The following is a 17,874-nucleotide window of genomic DNA, read 5'->3' as shown; positions in this document are numbered from 1 at the left end:
AGCCGGAAGGTCAGTTGACGAAGACGGTGGCGCCGTTGTCGGTGACCGGGGCGTACTTCGCGGTGAAGTAGCCGGCGGACGGGCAGAGCACGGAGCCGGAGGACTTCGCGAACGCCTGGTTGGCGAAGGCGAGGCTGTTGTCGGTGTTGCTGCTGGTGCCGGACAGGCTGGAGGCCTGGTAGACGCAGGTGATGCTGCCCAGCAGGGTGGTCAGCTTGACCGTGGTCTGGATGGTCGAGCCGCTCGGCGGGGTGACCGTGACGCTGCCGCCGGAGGAGACCGCCGTGGTGTACGGCAGGTTGTCGACGGTGATGCTGGAGACGCCGGTCACGCCCGTGACGTTGCTGGTGCAGCTGCCGAAGGTCTGCGCGGTGGCCGACTCGGTGGCGGTGCCGGAGGCGGCCGGGTTGTCGGTGACCGTCGCGGTGAAGGTCGAGGCGGCACAGGTGATGCCGCTGGTGCTGGTGGAGCTGGAGTAGAGGGTGGCGGTGGTGCCGCTGGCCAGCGCCGCGGTGAGGGTGTCACCGACCGCGACGGCGGTGCCGCCGGCGCTGCCGGTGGTGAGGACCGCGCCGTCGGCGGAGGCGGGCACGGTGGCCGCGACCGAGAGGGCGACGACAGTACCGGCGAGGGCGAGGAGAGAACGCGTACGCATGCGGGTTGCCTCTTTCTTCGGGGGGACTTGCATGGGGTGAGGTGGGGGGTTCTGGGGGCGCGTGTGCGGCGCCAGCCGTTGCCGGCCCGTGACGCCTTCTCCGTACGTGACGGACCGGCAACGGCAGCCGTGCCGGACCGGCCGAAAGCCTGGGGGGGTTAGGCCTCCGGCCGGGCCGGTTGAGGGCGTTCGGGCACGGTCCCTGGGGGGAAGCGACCGTGCCGACGCCGCGAGCGGAGCGGTGATCGAGGAGGCCGGGAAGCGGTCGATGCCGCTCGGCGGATCCGGCGCCACGGATCCGAAGGAAACCAGGGAGAGTTGTAGACCTGATCAACCGTCAACGTCAAGGCCGATCAAGGGAGTTGAGCAACCGATCAAGGGAATACAAGGTCAGAACAGAACTGACGCATATTCAACACCCTTTTTTCACAACTGCCTTGACCCTGAAAAGTAACCGCCGGTAACTTTCGGCATGGCTACTGCTGCGTAACGAGAAAGCCCTTGCGTCCGCCGGGAGTTGTGAGGAGGCGTGCGCGGCAGCCGCTGTCCGCGCCAGGACAACGCGCCAACTGAAGCCCAACCAGCGTGACTAATGCATGGGAGCAGACATGGCCTCGTCCTCGGACGTTCCGTCCGCCGACAACACGCCGGAGAACCCGGGAAGCGGTTCTCTTTCCGAAACACCAGACACCACCGGGGTCACCGGAGGGGACCAGAGACGCGGACGGGTCCGGGCGCGCCGGGCCGCGGTGATGGCGATCCCCGCCACCCTGGTCGCCGCGGGTCTCGCGATCTTCACCGCGCAGGGTGTCCTGGGCGTGCAGTTCGCCATCTCCGGCATGCCCTTCGTGGTCACCGCCGACCGGCTCGACGGCACCGGCTTCGAGCAGTTCGGCGCCCTCGACAACATGATCGAGAACAGCCCCAACGCCGGTGACACCGGCGGCCAGGAGCTGGTCGTCACGTCGGTGGTGAAGAACGGCACGATCACCAACATGTGCCAGAGCGTCGACCTCGGCGGCATCCAGCTTCTCCTCACGGCCGGCGCCGGGTCCAAGCCGGTGTCCGTGCAGAACCTGGCGATCGACTCCGACGACATCAAGGGCGACGCCACCTTCAACAACATCGAGATCGGCCGCGACGCCAGCACCTTCGACAAGGGCGGCGTCCAGGGTCCGAAGGGCGTCTACGGCCAGCAGGCCGACAGCGTCGTGATCGACCACCTCTACCAGCACAACTACGCGGCCACCGCCGCCGTCTTCAAGCTCCCGAACCTGCACATGTCGTTCGCCGACCACGGTTGCGACTGATGACCGACTCAGGGACCCGGAGCGAGCGTTTCCGGCAGTGGCGGGGAGAACGGCCCTTCGCAGGGGGCGTGCTGCTCGTGCTGGCCGGTGCCGAGATCCTGGTGACCATGAAGGCACCCCTTCCGGTCATCCTGCACATCGGCATGCAGGGCCTGGCGGGTTACCTGCTGCCGGCCCTGATGATCGTCTGCGGCGTGCTGATCGTGTTCAACCCGGCGCAGCGACTCTTCTACTCCGTTCTCGGCATCCTGCTCTCCCTGGGAACCTGGCTCACCTCGAACCTCGGCGGTTTCATGGTCGGCCTGCTCCTCGGGGCGGTCGGCAGCTGCATCACCTTCGGCTGGCTGCCGGACCAGGAGCCGCGCGTCAGTCGCCGGAAGCGACGCAAGGCGGCGCGCGCTGCCGCGCAGGGCTTCGGGGACGGTGCGGAAGCGGTTTGACGTAGAAGGACACAGAAGAAGGGGCGGGCCGGTGATATCGGTCCGCCCCTTCTTCCATTTCTTCTCCGTGCGGGGAGTTCCCCGGTCGCGCGCGCTTCCGCCGAACGGGTGACTTGGGAACTTCTTTGCCGTTCTTGCGAGTTCATCGCGCAGTCGGGTGGCGTGTGGTCTGCCCGGTCGTGAGTGATGAGTGCGGCGAAGGAGCGGCGGCTTCATGGTGTTCAAACGGCTGCTGGGAGCGATCGGGGTCGGTGGGCCCTCGGTGGACACGGTTCTCGACAGCGCAGTGGTGGTGCCCGGCGGAGCGGTGTCGGGGCGGGTGTGGCTGAAGGGCGGCTCGACGGCGGCGGAGATCGAGCACATCGGGCTCGAACTGCTCGCGCGGGTGGAGGCGGAGCACGAGGACGGGGAGAGCGAGGGCGCCGTCGTCTTCGAGCGGCTCACCGTGGGCGGCGGGTTCCGGCTCGGCGAGGAGGAGGAGCGGGAGGTGCCGTTCAGTGTGCCGGTGCCGTGGGAGACCCCGGTCACCGAGCTGTACGGCCAGCCGCTGGGCATCGTGCTCGGTGTGCGCACCGAGGTCGGGGTGGCCGGCGCCCGGGACAAGGGCGATCTGGACCCGCTCACCGTCGGACCGCTGCCCGTCCAGGAGGCGGTCCTGGAGGCCCTCGGACAGCTGGGGTTCGGCTTCCGCTCGGCGGATCTGGAGTACGGCCGTATCTGCGGCACGGGCCAGCGGCTGCCGTTCTACCAGGAGGTCGAGCTGACCCCGGCGCCGCAGTACGCGCACGCGGTGAACGAGATCGAGCTGACCTTCCTGGCCTCGCCCTCGGGCCTGGAGGTCGTCCTGGAGGCGGACAAGCACGGCGGCCCGTTCTCCTCCGGCCACGACGCGCTGACCCGGTTCACGGTGCGCCACGAGGACGTGCCCGCGCTCGACTGGAACGGCGAGGTCGACGGCTGGATCCGCCGGCTGATCGCGCACCGCGAGGCCTACGGCGCCCATGCCACGTACGGCCACGTCGAGCACCACGGCCACGACGACCGCCACCACCGCGGACCCGGCCTCGGCACGGCGGTCGCCGCGGGTGCGGCTGGCCTCGCGCTGGGCGCGGTCGGCGGAATGGTGGCGGCCGAGGTGGTCGACGAGATCGGCGACTTCTTCGAGGGGGAGGAGGACTAGGACCTGTCCGGGCGCCGGGGAGGCGTCAGCTCGGGGAGGCGGTCGGTTCGCCGGCCGTCCTGGGCTCCGGCTGGGCGGGGGCCGGGGCCGGCTCCGCCGCCATCTGCACCGACGTCGGTTCCACCGGGGTCGCGTCGTCCGCCTTCATCGCCTTCGCCTCGCTCTTGAGGATGCGCATCGACTTGCCCAGGGCCCGGGCGGTGTCGGGCAGCTTCCGGGAGCCGAAGAGCACGATGAAGACGATCGCGACGATCAGCAGATGCCAGGGTTCGAGTCCGTTGCGGAGCATGGCCGCCCCCTCCCTTTCTCACGTTGTCCGGTGCCGGCGAAGAGGGCTTCACGCGCCTCGGCCGGGCAGCGACGGTTGCTACATTGCGCAACTGTACAACCCGGCTGGGAAACGGTGGACAAACGTGGCCCCACGACTGTCACCGCTCGCGTGTCATCGCCCACGCCGGTCGTGACGTGCCCGCACGGCCCGCAGCGCCAGGGCGTACAGCCCGAGGACGGCGGCGAGCAGCAGGTGGTAGGCGGGCGGCAGGCCGGTCATGCCCAGGGCCGCGCCCAGCGGGCTCGGCGGAAGCAGCAGACCGACGGCGGCCAGGGCGGCGGCGGCCCGGCCGACGGGGCCCGGGCGGACACCGCCGCGCAGCAGGAACATCACCAGGGCCTGGGTGAGCAGGTTCTCGGTGAACCAGGCCGAGTGGAAGACGGCTTGGTCGTCGAGGGCGTCGGGGCCGCGCAGGGCGAGCGCGAGGACGCCGAAGGTGGCGAGGTCGGCGATCGCGTTGAGCACTCCGAAGCCGGTGATGAACCGCAGGAAGGCCCGCGACCGCAGCACGGTCGGGCGACGCAGCGCCGCCGGGCCGGGTCGGTCGTGGGCGAAGGCGAGCTGGGCGGCGTCGAAGCAGAGGTTCTGGGCGAGCACCTGGGCCGGGAGCATCGGCAGGAAGGGGAGGAGCAGGCCGGCGGAGAGCATGGCGATGACGTTGCCGAGGTTGGAGGAGAGCGTGACGCGCAGATAGGCGGCGATGTTGGCGCTGCTGTGCCGGCCCGCGGTGACGGCGTGCCCGATCGCGCCGAGGTCCTTCTCGGCGAGCACGACGTCGGCGGTCTCACGGGCGAGGTCCACGGCGGTGCGGGGCGCGACACCGACGTCGGCCGCGCGCAGGGCGGGGATGTCGTTGACCCCGTCCCCGAGGAACCCGACGGTGTGCCCGGCGGCCCGCAGTCCTGCCACGATCCGGGCCTTGTCCTCGGGGGTGCAGCGGGCGACGACGCCGGCGTCGAGGTCGTGGGGGTCGCCGGCCACGGCCGTCCGCGCGGTGTCGAGGCCGAGGTCACGGCAGGCGCGGGCCGCCGTCGCCGGGTGGTCGCCGGTCAGGATCCGGACCGTGATGCCCAGGTCGGTCAGGCCGCGCAGCGCCTCGGCGGCGCCGGGGGCGAGGGCGTCCCGGAAGGTGACCAGGCCCCGGAAGGTGAGGCCGCGTTCGTCGGCGGGGGTGTAGGGGCGGGTGCGGGCGGGGACCTCGGCGGTGGCGACGGCGAGGACGCGCAGCCCGGCCCCGGCCTCGCGGGCGGCGAGGGCGAGCAGGCGCTCGCGTTCGGCGGGGTCCGGGTCGCAGCGGTCCAGGACGTCCTCGGCGGCGCCCTTGGTGACCAGGAGGTGGGAGCCGAGGGCGGCACCGGCGACGATCGCGGTCGCCGTGCGCCGCTCGGGGTCGAAGGGGACGGCGCCGATGCCGTCGTACTCCTCCCCCACCGGTCCGGCCGCCGTGAGCAGGGCCTCGTCGAGGGCGTCGGGGGCGGGCAGTTCGGCGAGCTGGAGGGTCCACCAGGCGCCGACGGCGGCCCAGCGCAGCACCTCCGGGTCGTCACCCCCGTCCGGGCCCAGCGCGCGCTCGGCCACCGGCAGGTCCTGGGTGAGGGTGCCGGTCTTGTCGAGGCAGAGCACGTCGACCGCGCCCAGGTCGTGCAGCGCGGGCAGCCGTCGTACGACGACCCGGTGGGCGCGGGCGAGCAGCGCGGCGCCCCGGGCCAGGCAGGTGGTGACGATCACCGGGAGCATCTCGGGCGTGAGCCCGACGGCGACCGCGACCGCGAAGGGCAGCGTCTCCAGGCCCCGGCCGCGCAGGGCCGCGTTGGCCATGAGGACCAGCGGCGGGGTCAGCAGCATGAACCGGATGAGCACCCAGGAGATGCCGTGCACGGAACGGTCGAAGGCGCTCGCCTCCCGCCGCCCGGCCCCGGTGCTCTGCGCCACGGCGAACCGGGTCCGCTCCCCCGTCGCCACGACCACCGCCGTGGCACTGCCCGAGGCGACCCCGCTGCCCTGGAAACAGAGGTAGGGCTCCTGGAAGGGACCTTCGGCGGCCCGGTCGGCGACGTCGACGGCGGCCTTGGCCACGGGCGCCGACTCCCCGGTGAGCACGGCCTGGTGCACGGTCAGCCCCCGGGCGCGCAGCAGTCGTACGTCGGCCGGGACCAGGTCGCCGGGGCCGAGCCGCACGACGTCGCCCGGGACCAGCTCCGCGACCGGGACCTCCCGGGCCTGCGGTTCGATGTCCTCCCCGGTGCGGCGGAGCACGGTGGCGGTGCCGGCGACGAGTTCGCGCAGGGCGGCCAGCGAGCGGTCGGCGCGGTGTTCGCCGGCGGCCCGCAGGCCGGCGCTGACCGCGACCAGGGCGAGGATCACGACGGCCGTGCCCCAGGAGGCGACGAGGGCGGAGACCAGACCGAGGGTGAGGAGGACGGCGGTGAAGGGGTCGCGCAGGGCCCGGAGGCAGCGCAGCGGCCAGGAGGCGGTGTGCGGGAGGCGCGGGGTGTTCTCGCCGACGTCGGCGAGCCGGGCCGCGGCCTCGGCCTCGGTCAGCCCGCGCGGTCCCGTGTCCAGCCCGCGCAGCACCTGCAGCGCGGTGGCGGCCTCGCCCTCAGAGACCACGGAGGCGGCGGGGGGCCGGAAGTCCGGCACCGGTGGTGCGGGCGGTGAGCCGGCCGACGAGGAGGCGTACGACCTCGACGACGTCCGGGTCGTCCAGGAGGTACACCTGGCGGCGGCCCTCCCGGCGGGAGCGGACGAGCCCGGCGAGCTTCAGCTTGGTGAGGTGCTGGCTGACGGCGGGCAGCGCGCCGCCGACCCGCTCGGCGAGGCCCGTGACATCGCTCTCGCCCTGCGCCAGGGCCCAGACGATGTGCAGCCGGGCGGGCGAGGCGAGCAGCCCGAAGGCCGCGGCGGCCTCCGTGAGTACGTCCGCGGAGGGGTCCTCGATACCGCTGCCGGGCGCTGTCGCCACCGTCGTACTCCTCCTGTCCACCGCGTCGAGGGGACCTGTTCCGGAATGAAGGGAGATGAAGAAGGGAGATGAAGGGGCCAGTCTAGGGCGCGGGAACTTCTCGGCCGCCGGGGCAGTTTCTACGTTGTTGTAGAAGTAAATTCTTGGCAAGCGACGTTCTTGGCAAGCACATACCGACCGAGGAGTGAGTGCGCATGGCTCTGTGGGACCGCATCAAGGATTCCGCGACGCAGATGCAGACCCAGCTCGTGGCGAAGAAGAACGACTTGAAGAGCGGTGCGTTCCGCGACGCGAGCATGGCGATGTGTGCGCTCGTGGCGGCGGCCGACGGCACCATCGACCCGGCGGAGCGGCAGCGGGTCGCCCAGCTCATCGCCACCAACGAGGTGCTGCAGAACTTCCCGGCGGACGACCTGCGCCGCCGTTTCGAGGAGAACCTGAACAAGCTGACCACCGACTTCGCCTTCGGCAAGGTGAGCGTGCTCCAGGAGGTCGCCAAGGCGAAGAAGAAGCCGGCCGAGGCGCGTGCCGTCATCCAGATCGGCATCGTGATCGGCGGCGCGGACGGCGACTTCGACAAGACCGAGCAGGCCGTGGTCCGCGAGGCCTGCTACACGCTCGACCTCCCGCCGCACGAGTTCGACCTCTGACGGCACCGCCCGGACGGGGGCGGCTCACATCCGTCGGCTCGTGGCCCAGCAGAGCGCGGTGAGGGCCATGGCCGCGGCACAGGCCGCCTCCGCCGAGCCGTCCAGGTAGACCCTGCCCAGGGTCGCCACGCCCAGGGTCGCCCCCAGTTGCTGTACCGCGTTCAGCGCACCCGCCGCCGAACCGACCTCCTGGGGGCGCAGTGGTTCGAGGGCCAGGGTGAAGAAGGCGGGGGTGAACAGGCCCGCGCCGAGACCGACCAGGGCCAGTGCGGGCAGCAGCGGCCAGGGGGCGCGGTCGGGTGCCGTGAGCGCGTACCCGGCCGCGGCGGCCGTCAGGCCCGTGGCCACCAGGGCCAGGCCGTACGGCATCATGCGGCGCCGGGCGCCGTGCCGGCCCGACAGCCAGGACGACACGGCCAGGCCGGCCGACCACGGGGTGAGGCTGAGACCGGCCGCCAGTACGCCCTTGCCGGCCGCCAGTTGGAGTTGCAGGACCACCACCGTCAGCAGGCCGTTGGTCACCGCGAAGAACGTCGTCGAGGTGGCGAGGGCGGGCAGGAAGCCCCGGTGGGTGAACAGGGTGGGTTCGAGGAGCGGGGCGGTCGCGCGGCGCTGGTGCAGCGTGAACGCGGCCAGCACCAGGAGGCCCGACACCAGCAACGCCCAGCTGTGCGGCGGCAGTTCGGTGAGGTCGGTGCCGATCAGGGGGTAGACCAGCAGGCCCGTGCCGGTCGCGGCGAGTGCCGTGCCCGTCCAGGCGAGGGTGGGACGGCGTGGGGCACGGTTCTCCAGGAGCTTCGGGGACAGCGCCAGGACGACCACGGCGAGCGGCACGTTCACCAGGAACGCGGCACGCCAGGAGGAGCCGAACAGGTCGGCGTGGGTGAGGACGCCGCCGAGGATCGGGCCGCAGACGGCCGCGAGGCCCATCACCGGGCCGATGCTGCCCAGCGCCCGGGACATCTCGTCGCCCGTGAACATCGCCCTGATCAGTCCGATGGTCTGCGGGACGATCACGGCCGCGGCGGCGCCCTGGACGGCGCGGAAGGCGATCAGCAGGGCCGGGGACGGCGCCAGTGCGCAGGCGGCCGAGGCGACGGTGAAGAGGGCGACGCCAAGGACGAAGAGCCTGCGGCGGCCCGCGATGTCGCCGAGGCGTCCGCCGGTGATCAGCAGGACCGCGAAAGGGAGGGTGTACGCCGTGCTGAACCACTGGACGTCGGAGACCGGGCCGCCGAGGTCGGCGTGCACGGCGGGGGCGGCGACCTGGACGATCGTCGCGTCCAGGAGGTTCATCGCCTCGGCGAGGAGCAGGGCGACGAGGGCCGGCCACCGCCACCGGTAGGGGGTGGCGGTGGCCGGCGGACGGACGGCTGCGGACGTCATGGGTGGGCGGTCCTCTCACGCTCGGGGCCTGACGTGGGACAGCCTGCGAGCTACGAGGAGCCGCTCCCCGGACTCAGGCGGGGAATCGCGGTTTTCCTCCGTCGACCCGGCCATCGGTGACGGAATCCGACGCCGAGCGCACGGGACGAACGACCGGCGATGCTCAGTCCTCGCCCAGATACGCCTTCCGTACGCTCTCGTCGTGGGTCAGTTCCGCGCCCGTGCCCTCCAGGACGACGTCCTCGCTCTACCGGACCCTGCGGTACACGCCCTCCTCCCGCAGCAGGGCGAGATACGGCTCGGGGCAGGCGCGGCCCAGGACGCGGTGGGCGGTGTCCTCGATGCTGACGGGGCCGCCGGCGAGGGCGGCGACGGTCTGGGCGAGGGAGTAGAGCCGTGCGCGCGGTCGTCGGCCGCGGCGGCGGCCCGGGCGAGTTCGCCCTGGACGACGGCGGCGACCTCGTCCCAGCGGATGCCGGGCGGGACGACGAGGAGGGTGGTGCCGGCCTTCTCGGCGGCTTCCAGGAGCGCGGGGTCCTCGCGTACGGCGACGGCGGCGCCGGGCGTGCGGCCGACGAGGTCCGTGGGCCGGGCGCCCACCGCGAGGATCAGGGCGCCGGGCGTGGCCGTGGGACGGTCGCCGGGTTCGGTGATGACGACCTCGGTGACGGGGGTGGCGCGGCGGGCGGCCGGGAGGACGGCGGCACCGAGGAGGTCGGCCATGCGGCCCAGCGGGCCCGGCGGGGCGGCAGCAGGGGGCCGGCGCCGCCGGCGTGGCTGCGCAGCAGGCGCAGGGTGTGGCCGGCCGCGCCGGACGGGCCGACGCTGACGGAGCGCGGGGCGCCGACGCCGGTCCCGCGCCCGTACCGACGGCCTTGCGCGGCAAGGTCGTCGGCGGTCTCGTGGGCGCGGCGGACCCGGTCGAGCGCCGTGGGCGCTACGACCGGGTCGGCCACGGCGTCGGCGAGCCGGACGAGTCCGGACAGGCCGAGGCCGTTGCCGTCGAGCACGACACGGGAGCGCGGGGGCACCCGTCTCGGTACGTCGGTGGTGCTGCTGTCCAAGAGGGTTCGGCGACGGGTCAGCTGAGGCCGACCTGCTTCAGCCACGCCTGGGCGACGTCCAGCGGGTCCTTGTTGTCCGACTGCACCTGGGTGTCCAGGTCCAGCAGGGCCGCCGTGTCCAGCTTGGCGGAGACGGCGTTGAGGGCGTCGGTGGCCGTCTGGTTCAGGGCGCTCTTGTAGACCAGGGGCTGGACGTTCTCGAAGCCGAAGAGGTTCTCCGGGTCCTGCAGGACGACGAACTTCTCCTTGGTGATGGTCGGGTCCGTGCTGAAGATGTCGCCGGCCTGCACGGCGTTCTTCTTCAGCGCGGCCTGGGTGAGCGGGCCGCCCGCGTCCAGCGCCTTGAAGGACTTGAACTCCAGGCCGTAGACGTCCTTCAGGCCGACCAGGCCCTGCTGGCGGGTCTGGAACTCCGGCGAGGCGCCGATGACCAGGTCCTTGGCGATGGTCTTCAGGTCCGCTATGGAGGACTTCTCGGTGAGGTTGTACTTGGCGGCGGTGGTCGCGTTGAGCGTCACCGTGTCCTTGTCCTGCGCGTCCGCCGGGTCCAGCAGCGTCAGCTTGGAGTCCAGCTTGGCCTCGATGGCCTGGGTGGTCTCCTCGACGGTCTTCGGGGCGGCCTTGGGGTCGAGGTAGGCGAGCAGCGCGCCGTTGTACTCGGGCAGGACCGAGATCGAACCGTTCTTGAGCAGACCGTAGGTGGTTTCACGACTGCCGATGTTCGACTTGTAAGTGACCTTGACGCCCTTGGCCTTGAGCGCCTCGCCGTAGATGTCCGCGATCAGGATGCTCTCGGCGAAGTTGTTGGAGCCGACGACGACGGTGTCGCCACTCGCCTTGCTGTCCGACAGCGGGTCGGACTTGCTGTCGTCGGAGGAGGAACAGCCCGCCAGCAGGGCCGTCGTCGCGGCGAGCGCGACGGCCGCCACGCCTCGGTATGTCCGGATTGACCTGCTGGGAAGGGTGTTGGAAGTCACGGTTGCCGTTCCGGGAGCTGTGGGAAGGGTGGGGGTGTTGCGAACCACTCCGGACGATCCAATCCAGCCCGTTCTCGGTCAGTCAAGTGTCTCCGGGTCACCGATTGGCTTCGATCCGTGGCCAGTTGTGGACGGAGCGCGGTCTCTTTGTAACGGATTCTTGATAAAGAGCAAGCGGAACCGCGCTTCGAGAACGCTGTAGTCTCACGGCAGTTGATATCGGTCACAGCGGTGCACGGGGCCCGCTACTCGGTGTCGTTCCGCAGCAGCTCGGGGTGAAGACGCCCCCCAGACCAGACACCCTCATGAAGGAGGCCCGGTGTCCACGAACCAGGTGGACGCGCCCGTCCGGCCCGCCCAGGAGCGGGGCGGGATACGGGGATTCGCCGACCGTTGGCCCTTCCGGCGCAAGCTCAACCTGCTGGTCGGTGTGCCGCTCGCCGTCATCGCCGTACTGCTGGCCTACGTCTTCACCGACCTGGTGCAGCAGTCCAGCAGCGCGGACTCCGCGGCGCAGATGGTCCGGGACAGCGCCCAGGTGGCACGCCTCGTGGACAAGGTCGAGGCCGAGCACCAGCAGGCGATCCTGCTCTCCGCGCGTTACGAGTCCGGTGACTCCACGCCCTCGCGGAAGGCCTACCGCACGGCCCAGGAGGCGGTGGACTCCCAGGTGGAGACGGTCCGCCACGCCTTCGACGACCGGCTGCCGGACACGGAGGCGGCCGCGCTCCGGCAGGTCGAGGGCCTGTCCAGCCTGCGCGACTCCGTCGAGCAGTCCTATCTGCCGGCCGACAACATCGACCCGGCGTACGCCAACGCGGCCAACGACCTGATCGACGGCCTCGGACTGGACCGCAACACCAACCTCGCCTCCACCTTCACCGGCAACCTGCTGGACTCGCTGCTGCGCGCGGACGCCGCCCACGGCGCCTTCGAGACCAACGTGCTCGCGGCGACCACCGGGGACACCAACGCGCTGATCGAGTTCACCAACGCGGTCGGCGCCTACGACCTCTACCAGCACCAGGCCGACCGCTTCAGCCGGTTCGCCACCGAGGGCCAGGCCCGGCAGCTCGCCGACGTCGAGCACACCAAGGCGCAGAGCACCATCGCCGAGTCCTACGCCGAGCTGCAGATCGACCCGACCAAGCTGCAGTCCGGCAACCAGGAGCAGATCCGGCTGGCCGTCAAGGACGCGCTGACCGACTACCCGGCCTATCTCGACCAGGCCACCGCCCGGCTGACCATCACCACCTCGCTCATCGGCCAGATCGCCGACCGCGCGGACTCGGCCGCCGACTCCGCGCGGTGGCACGCGATCTGGCTGCTGAACGGCTCACTGCTCGGCTTCGTCCTCTGGTTCGCCCTGTCGGTGCTGGTGCGCCGCTCCGTGATCCGCCCCGTGCAGGCCCTGACCGGGGTCGCGCACGAGGTCGCCGAGGTCGCGAACCGCGAACTCGCCCGCGTCGCCGACGACGACGCCGAGGACTCCGGCCCGCCCCGGCTGCGGGACATGCCGGTCACCGCCCGCGACGAGATCGGTGACCTGGCCGAGGCGTTCAACCAGGTGCAGACCACGGCCGCGGCCCTGCTCGAACGCCAGGTGCTCAGCCGCCGCAACACCGCCGAGATGTTCGGCAACGTCGGCCGCCGCGTCAGCAACCTGACCACCCGCCAGCTCGCGTTCATCGACGCGGTGGAGCGCGCCGAGACCGACCCGGCGCTCCTGGAACGCCTCTACTCCATCGACCACATCGCCGTCCGTCTGCGCCGCAACGCCGACAGCCTGATGCTGCTGGCCGGCATCCGCGAGACCGTCCTCGCGGCCGGCCCGACCCCGGTGTCCAACGTGGTCCGGGCCGCGCTCGGCCAGATCGAGGGCTATCAGCGGGTACGGCTGTACGCCGGCACGGACGCCATGATCGAGCCGGACATCATCGGCGACCTCACGCTGATGGTGGCCGAACTCCTGGAGAACGCGGTGTCGTTCTCCCCGGCGGGCAGCCCCGTCGAGGTGACCGTCCGCTCCAGCGACCAGGGCGCGCACATCGTTGTCACCGACCACGGCCTCGGCATGAGCGCCGAGCGGCTGGTCGAGGAGAACCAGCGGCTGATCCGCCGTGAGCGCCTCGACCTGGTGCCGACCAAGGTGCTCGGCCTCTTCGTGGTCGGTGCGCTGGCCCGGCGCTGGGAGATCAGCGTCGAGCTGACCCGGACCCCGGGCGGCGGTGTCACCGCCGAAGTGACCCTGCCCAGCACGCTGTTGCTGACGATGAGCGCGGTGGCCGACACCGCCGGCACCCCGCTCGCCGCGGAGCCGACGGCACCGGCGGCCCCGGCGGCACCCGCCGAGCAGGTCGGCCGGACCGGGCCGACCTGGGCCGCCACGGCGCAGCCCGCCGACGAGCCCGACGGTCCGCTCCCCCGCCGGCTGCCGCGCCGCGAGCCGGCCGCCGAGACCGCGCCCGCGTCCGACGCGGCGGCCCAGCTGATCCCATCCGCCCGCTCCGGCGAGCCCCCGGACGCCGACTCCGCCGACGGGACCCGGCAGCTGCGCCGCCGGGTACGCGGTGCGACTCTCCGCACCACCGTCGGCGCCGCCCAGACGCTCTCCCAGCCGGCGCGCACCCGCGACGCCGAGGCCGAACGGGACGCGCTGGACGAGTTCGAGGCGGCGGTGGAGCGCGCCCGGCGCGACAGCGAGACCGGAAGCCACGAGCGGCCCCGGCCGCGCATCGACCCCCAGAACCCCCCGCGGGACCAGAACCACCTTCCGGAAGGAGCCGAGCAGTGAGCACGTCGACAGGTGACACCCCGACGGGCGGCGTCACGCCGACCGACCTGCAGGCGGCCGCAGCCGACTTCACCTGGCTGCTGAACCGCTTCGCCACCGAGACCGCAGGCGTGGTCGACGCGATCGCCGTGTCCTCCGACGGTCTGCTGATCGCGGTCTCGGAGCTGCGCGAACGCGCCCACTCCGAGCGACTGGCCGCGATCGTCTCCGGCATCACCAGCCTGGCCGCCGGAGCCTCCGGCAACTACGGCCTGGGCGGCCTCAACAAGGTCATCATCGACCTGGAGGGCGGCCATGTCATCGTCTCCGCGATCGGCAGCGGCGCCGTGCTCGGCGTGGTCGCCGACAACGAGGCCAAGCTCGGCAACATCGCCTACGAGATGACGCTGTTCGCCAACCGTGCCGGTTCCGCACTCAGCCCGCAGCTCGTGCTGGAACTGAAGAACAGCGTCGGCGTCCCACAGACGCGCTGACCGGGACCGCCGGTCGAGAGAGGAAGACACAGCCATGGCGGACGGCACCCCGCCCCCGGGCCCGGACCCGGTCGGCCCAGCCCCCGCCGTACGGCCGTTCCTGGTCACCGCCGGCCGGGTGGCGGACAGCGCCTCCGGACCGGCGATGCCCGTCGAGACCCAGGTGGTGGCCACCGCCGCCGGGCTCGCCGCCCTCGCCCGGCTCTCCTTCGAGCAGCACGACATCGTCGCCGCGTGCCGGATTCCGCAGTCGCTCGCGGAACTGGCGGCGCGGCTGCGGCTGCACCTGAACGTGGTCCGGGTGCTGGCCGAAGACCTGCGCGAGGCCGGACAGCTGTCCGTGCATGTGCCCGACTTCGAGGCCACCCACGACTCGTCCGTCCTGCGCAGGGTTATCGACGGCCTGCGGGCCATCCCAGACTCCCGAGGGGTACTCCGTGACACCGACTGACTCGCTGACCCGGGGCGCCGGGCGTACGGCCGTACGGCCGCCGCTGCCGGTGAAGATGGTCATCGCGGGCGGTTTCGGCGTGGGCAAGACCACCGCCGTCGGCTCGATCTCGGAGATCGAGCCACTGACCACCGAGGCGTCGATCACCGAGGTCGCGGCGGGTGTGGACGACCTCTCGCTCACTCCGCGCAAGACGACCACGACCGTGGCGATGGACTTCGGCTGCATCACCATCGACCCGACGCTGAAGCTGTACCTGTTCGGCACGCCGGGGCAGGAACGCTTCGGCTTCATGTGGGACGACATCGTCGAGGGCGCGCTCGGCGGTCTGGTGATCGTTGACACGCGTCGCCTGGACGACTGCTACGCCGCGGTCGACTACTTCGAGCACAAGGGCATCCCGTTCGCCGTCGCCATCAACGCGTTCGACGGGAAGGTCGAGCACACGCTGGACGAGGTGCGGTGGGCGCTGGACGTCGCCGAGGCGACGCCGCTGGTCGTCTTCGACGCGCGGGACCGGGGTTCTGTGCGGGACGCGCTGCTGGTGGTGCTGGAACTGGCGTTGGCGCGTAGTGGGGGGTAGTGCGGCGGGCGGGGAACGGCCCGCCGCGTGGGGCTGGTCGCGCCCACGCGGCGGAGCCGCATATTGATACAGCCCCGCGCTCCTGAGTCAGTTGCTCCGCCGGACGCCGGGAGAGACTGTCAGTCTCTGTACCGCCCAGAAGATCCCCAGCGTCGCCAGGGCCATCGCCGCCACCAGGGTGGCGCCGCCGACGACCTTCTCGTAGTTCTTCTGGTAGAGGCCGTCGATGATGTAGCGGCCGAGGCCGCCCAGGCTGACGTAGGCCGCGATGGTCGCGGTGGAGACGATCTGGATGGACGCCGAGCGCAGGCCGCTGAGGATCAGCGGAAGGGCGACCGGGAGTTCGACCTGGAAGAGGACGCGTGACTCGGGCATGCCCATGCCCCGCGCCGCGTCCACCGGGGACGGGTCGACCGAGCGCATCGCCTCGTAGGTCGTGACCAGGATCGGCGGCACCGCGAGGATCACCAGCGGGATCATCACCGGCAGCATGCCGAAGCCGAGCCAGATGAACATCAGGACCAGCAGACCGAAACTGGGCAGGGCCCGGCCGGCCGTGGCGATCAGGGCGAGGGTGTTGCCGCCCCGGCCGTAGTGGCCGGTGACCAGGCCGATCGGCAGGCCGATGGCGGCCGCGTAGGCGAGCGCCTCCAGCGAGTACTGGATGTGCTCCCAGAGCCGGGTGGGGATGCCGTCGTAGCCGTGCCAGTGGGAGCTGTCGCTGAAGAAGGCGTGGACGAAGTTGAGGACGTTCACCGGGTGCTCTCCTTCGGCATCCAGGGAGTCAGCACACGGCGTACGAGAACGAGGATTGCGTCGGCCAGGATCGCCAGCACGGCGGTGGTCACGACCGAGTTCACGGCCAGCTCGGGGCGGTGGTAGATGTTGGCGTCGTTGAGCAGGTTGCCGAGGGCGCCCTGGTTGCCGATCAGCATGCCGACGCTGACCAGGGAGATGCTGGAGACGGTGGCGACGCGCAGGCCCGCGATGATCGCGGGGACGGCGATCGGCAACTGGACCTGGAAGTAACGGCGTACGGGGCCGAGACCCATCGCGGTCGCGGCGGCGAGGGTCTCCGCCGGGACCGAGCGGACGCCGTCCACAATGGCCGGGACCAGGACCACCAGGCTGTACACCGCGAGCGGGATCATCACCGTCGTCTCGGTCTGGCCCGTGTAGTCGATGAGGACGACGAAGAAGGCCAGGGAGGGGATGGCGTAGAGGATCGTGGTCACGCCGAGGACCGGCGGGTACAGCCAGCGGAAGCGGACGCAGAGCTGGGCGATGGGCAGCGACACCAGCAGACCGGCCAGCACCGGGATGAGGGCCTCGCGGAGGTGGAGGCCGATCAGTCCGAAGTAGGTGTTCTGGAGGTCGCTGGGGATGTCGAAGAAGCCGCTCATCCCCCGACCTTCGCGTTGTCGTGGCCCTCGGCGTGGGCGGTGCGGATCGCGGCGCCGATGACCTGCTGCGAGACGACGCCGACCGCGCGGCCCTCGCCGTCCACGGCCACCGCCCAGCCGGTCGGCGAGAGCACCGAGCCGTCGAGGGCGGCGCGCAGCGAGTCCTTGCCGGGCACGAAGGGCCGTCCGTAGGTGAGCAGTTGTGCCGGGTCGATCGAGCCAGCGGTGAGCGCGCGCGGCTCGCCCCAGCCGAGCGGCCTGCCGTCCAGGTCGGTGACGAGGAGGTAGGGGGCGTCCACCGAGGTGCGGGCGTCGAGCTTCGTGGCGTCGGCGTCGATCGGGACGATCGGGGCCCGCTGCAACTCAAGCCCGGAGGACGGGAAGAAGGAGAGCCGGCGGATGCCCCGGTCGGCGCCGAGGAAGTCCTCGACGAAGGCGTCGGCGGGGTCGGTGAGCAGCTCGGCGGGCGGGGCGAACTGGGCGAGGTGGCCGCCGGTGCGCATCACGGCGACCATCGTGCCGAGCTTGATCGCCTCGTCGATGTCATGGGTGACGAAGACGATCGTCTTGCCCAACTCGTCCTGGATGCGCAGGAGTTCGTCCTGGAGTCCCTTGCGGACGACGGGGTCGACGGCGGAGAACGGCTCGTCCATCAGGAGCACCGGCGGGTCGGCGGCGAGCGCCCGGGCCACGCCGACGCGCTGCTGCTGGCCGCCGGAGAGCTGGTAGGGGTAGCGCTTGGCGAGTGCGGAGTCGAGCCCGACCCGCTCCATCAGCTCGGCCGCCCGGGCGCGCGCCTTCTGCTTGCTCCAGCCGAGCAGCCGGGGCACGGTGGCGATGTTGTCGACGATCGTGCGGTGCTGGAAGAGCCCGGCGTTCTGGATGACGTAACCCATGGACCGGCGCAGGGTGTTGACCGGCTGTGCCTGGATGTCGGCGCCGTCGAGGAGGATGCGGCCCTCGCTCGGTTCGACCATGCGGTTGATCATCCGCAGGGTCGTCGTCTTGCCGCAGCCCGAGGGGCCGACGAAGACGGTGATCGAGCGATCCGGTATCTCCAGGGAGAGTCGGTCGACGGCGACCGTACCGTCCGGGTACCGCTTGGTGACTGAATCTATCCGTATCAAAACGCCGAATACCCTTCGGGTTTGGCAGAGAGTGCCCAGTTTTCGACCACGGTCGCCGTGGTACAGGCCGTTGCGGACAGAGTTTAAA

The 17,874-nt window shown here is 71.5% G+C and carries 19 protein-coding genes and 1 pseudogene; 8 read left to right on the top strand and 12 right to left on the bottom strand.

Annotated elements, in window-relative coordinates:
* Window positions 1–10 precede the first annotated feature (10 nt).
* The gene (locus ACFZDK_RS39110) at window positions 11–655 is read right to left on the bottom strand and encodes a Tat pathway signal sequence domain protein (RefSeq protein ID WP_390979733.1); all 645 of its coding nucleotides are present in this window, start codon (window positions 653–655) and stop codon (window positions 11–13) included.
* 608 nt (window positions 656–1,263) lie between these two features.
* Between ACFZDK_RS39110 and ACFZDK_RS39105 the strand changes: the two genes are divergently transcribed.
* The 3 genes from ACFZDK_RS39105 to ACFZDK_RS39095 all read left to right on the top strand — a co-directional run bounded on the left by ACFZDK_RS39105 (window position 1,264) and on the right by ACFZDK_RS39095 (window position 3,585).
* Window positions 1,264–1,965, top strand: a complete 702-nt coding sequence (locus tag ACFZDK_RS39105; RefSeq protein WP_390979731.1) for a DUF6230 family protein — start codon at window positions 1,264–1,266, stop codon at window positions 1,963–1,965.
* A complete protein-coding gene (locus ACFZDK_RS39100; RefSeq protein ID WP_390979729.1) occupies window positions 1,965–2,405 on the top strand; it encodes a DUF6114 domain-containing protein in 441 nt (146 codons plus the stop codon). The genes ACFZDK_RS39105 and ACFZDK_RS39100 overlap by 1 nt, the downstream gene beginning before the upstream one ends.
* Before the next feature lie 214 nt (window positions 2,406–2,619).
* On the top strand, window positions 2,620–3,585 hold the full coding sequence (locus ACFZDK_RS39095; RefSeq protein WP_390979727.1) for a sporulation protein: 966 nt from the start codon (window positions 2,620–2,622) through the stop codon (window positions 3,583–3,585).
* A 25-nt stretch (window positions 3,586–3,610) separates the two neighbouring features.
* Here ACFZDK_RS39095 and tatA read toward each other — a convergent pair whose 3' ends face one another.
* The 3 genes from tatA to ACFZDK_RS39080 all read right to left on the bottom strand — a co-directional run bounded on the left by tatA (window position 3,611) and on the right by ACFZDK_RS39080 (window position 6,878).
* Window positions 3,611–3,874 (bottom strand): Sec-independent protein translocase subunit TatA, encoded by a 264-nt coding sequence (gene tatA / locus ACFZDK_RS39090; protein WP_390979725.1) that lies wholly within the window; start codon window positions 3,872–3,874, stop codon window positions 3,611–3,613.
* A gap of 153 nt (window positions 3,875–4,027) precedes the next feature.
* Window positions 4,028–6,526, bottom strand: coding sequence for a magnesium-translocating P-type ATPase (gene mgtA / locus ACFZDK_RS39085; protein ID WP_390979723.1), 2,499 nt, complete (start codon window positions 6,524–6,526; stop codon window positions 4,028–4,030).
* Window positions 6,516–6,878 (bottom strand): metalloregulator ArsR/SmtB family transcription factor, encoded by a 363-nt coding sequence (locus ACFZDK_RS39080; protein ID WP_390979721.1) that lies wholly within the window; start codon window positions 6,876–6,878, stop codon window positions 6,516–6,518. Before ACFZDK_RS39080 ends, mgtA begins: the two co-directional genes overlap by 11 nt.
* A gap of 194 nt (window positions 6,879–7,072) precedes the next feature.
* Between ACFZDK_RS39080 and ACFZDK_RS39075 the strand changes: the two genes are divergently transcribed.
* The gene (locus ACFZDK_RS39075) at window positions 7,073–7,528 is read left to right on the top strand and encodes a tellurite resistance TerB family protein (protein WP_132890095.1); all 456 of its coding nucleotides are present in this window, start codon (window positions 7,073–7,075) and stop codon (window positions 7,526–7,528) included.
* Between the two features lie 24 nt (window positions 7,529–7,552).
* On the opposite strand, the gene ACFZDK_RS39070 is transcribed toward ACFZDK_RS39075, so the two are convergent.
* The 5 genes and pseudogenes from ACFZDK_RS39070 to ACFZDK_RS39050 form a co-directional block, all read right to left on the bottom strand.
* Window positions 7,553–8,914 carry an MFS transporter gene (locus ACFZDK_RS39070; RefSeq protein ID WP_390979718.1) on the bottom strand — a complete coding sequence of 454 codons (1,362 nt, stop codon included), beginning with the start codon at window positions 8,912–8,914 and terminating at the stop codon, window positions 7,553–7,555.
* 163 nt (window positions 8,915–9,077) lie between these two features.
* A pseudogene (locus tag ACFZDK_RS39065) lies at window positions 9,078–9,152 on the bottom strand (ABC transporter ATP-binding protein); the annotation flags it as partial.
* Window positions 9,122–9,637 (bottom strand): hypothetical protein, encoded by a 516-nt coding sequence (locus ACFZDK_RS39060; RefSeq protein ID WP_390979716.1) that lies wholly within the window; start codon window positions 9,635–9,637, stop codon window positions 9,122–9,124. The pseudogene ACFZDK_RS39065 and the gene ACFZDK_RS39060, both read right to left, overlap by 31 nt.
* Window positions 9,523–9,978, bottom strand: coding sequence for an aromatic amino acid lyase (locus tag ACFZDK_RS39055; RefSeq protein WP_390979714.1), 456 nt, complete (start codon window positions 9,976–9,978; stop codon window positions 9,523–9,525). Before ACFZDK_RS39055 ends, ACFZDK_RS39060 begins: the two co-directional genes overlap by 115 nt.
* 17 nt (window positions 9,979–9,995) lie before the next feature.
* Window positions 9,996–10,955 carry a glycine betaine ABC transporter substrate-binding protein gene (locus tag ACFZDK_RS39050; protein ID WP_390979712.1) on the bottom strand — a complete coding sequence of 320 codons (960 nt, stop codon included), beginning with the start codon at window positions 10,953–10,955 and terminating at the stop codon, window positions 9,996–9,998.
* Between the two features lie 319 nt (window positions 10,956–11,274).
* Here ACFZDK_RS39050 and ACFZDK_RS39045 point away from each other — a divergent pair, with 319 nt between their 5' ends.
* From ACFZDK_RS39045 to ACFZDK_RS39030, 4 genes are read left to right on the top strand one after another with little or no spacing between them, the layout of a single operon-like run.
* Complete coding sequence (locus ACFZDK_RS39045; protein WP_390979710.1) at window positions 11,275–13,749, top strand: ATP-binding protein; 2,475 nt, start codon at window positions 11,275–11,277, stop codon at window positions 13,747–13,749.
* Entirely contained in the window at window positions 13,746–14,222 is a 477-nt protein-coding gene (locus ACFZDK_RS39040; RefSeq protein ID WP_355707758.1) for a roadblock/LC7 domain-containing protein, read from the top strand. The genes ACFZDK_RS39045 and ACFZDK_RS39040 overlap by 4 nt, the downstream gene beginning before the upstream one ends.
* Window positions 14,223–14,256: 34 nt before the next feature.
* On the top strand, window positions 14,257–14,673 hold the full coding sequence (locus tag ACFZDK_RS39035) for a DUF742 domain-containing protein (RefSeq protein ID WP_390979707.1): 417 nt from the start codon (window positions 14,257–14,259) through the stop codon (window positions 14,671–14,673).
* Window positions 14,660–15,256, top strand: coding sequence for an ATP/GTP-binding protein (locus ACFZDK_RS39030; RefSeq protein ID WP_355707762.1), 597 nt, complete (start codon window positions 14,660–14,662; stop codon window positions 15,254–15,256). Before ACFZDK_RS39035 ends, ACFZDK_RS39030 begins: the two co-directional genes overlap by 14 nt.
* Window positions 15,257–15,343: 87 nt before the next feature.
* On the opposite strand, the gene ACFZDK_RS39025 is transcribed toward ACFZDK_RS39030, so the two are convergent.
* Genes ACFZDK_RS39025 through ACFZDK_RS39015 form a run of 3 tightly spaced genes read right to left on the bottom strand, consistent with a single transcriptional unit; the run spans window position 15,344 to window position 17,786 of the window.
* Window positions 15,344–16,012 carry an ABC transporter permease subunit gene (locus ACFZDK_RS39025; protein WP_390979705.1) on the bottom strand — a complete coding sequence of 223 codons (669 nt, stop codon included), beginning with the start codon at window positions 16,010–16,012 and terminating at the stop codon, window positions 15,344–15,346.
* Complete coding sequence (locus tag ACFZDK_RS39020) at window positions 16,009–16,659, bottom strand: ABC transporter permease subunit (protein ID WP_390979703.1); 651 nt, start codon at window positions 16,657–16,659, stop codon at window positions 16,009–16,011. Before ACFZDK_RS39020 ends, ACFZDK_RS39025 begins: the two co-directional genes overlap by 4 nt.
* Window positions 16,656–17,786 (bottom strand): ATP-binding cassette domain-containing protein, encoded by a 1,131-nt coding sequence (locus ACFZDK_RS39015; RefSeq protein ID WP_390979701.1) that lies wholly within the window; start codon window positions 17,784–17,786, stop codon window positions 16,656–16,658. Before ACFZDK_RS39015 ends, ACFZDK_RS39020 begins: the two co-directional genes overlap by 4 nt.
* Window positions 17,787–17,874: the final 88 nt, after the last annotated feature.

The organism is Streptomyces sp. NPDC007901 (assembly GCF_042959465.1).
Lineage (GTDB): Bacteria > Actinomycetota > Actinomycetes > Streptomycetales > Streptomycetaceae > Streptomyces.
Note: the sequence above shows the minus strand (reverse complement) of the source record. Positions and strands in the feature narration are given on the sequence as shown.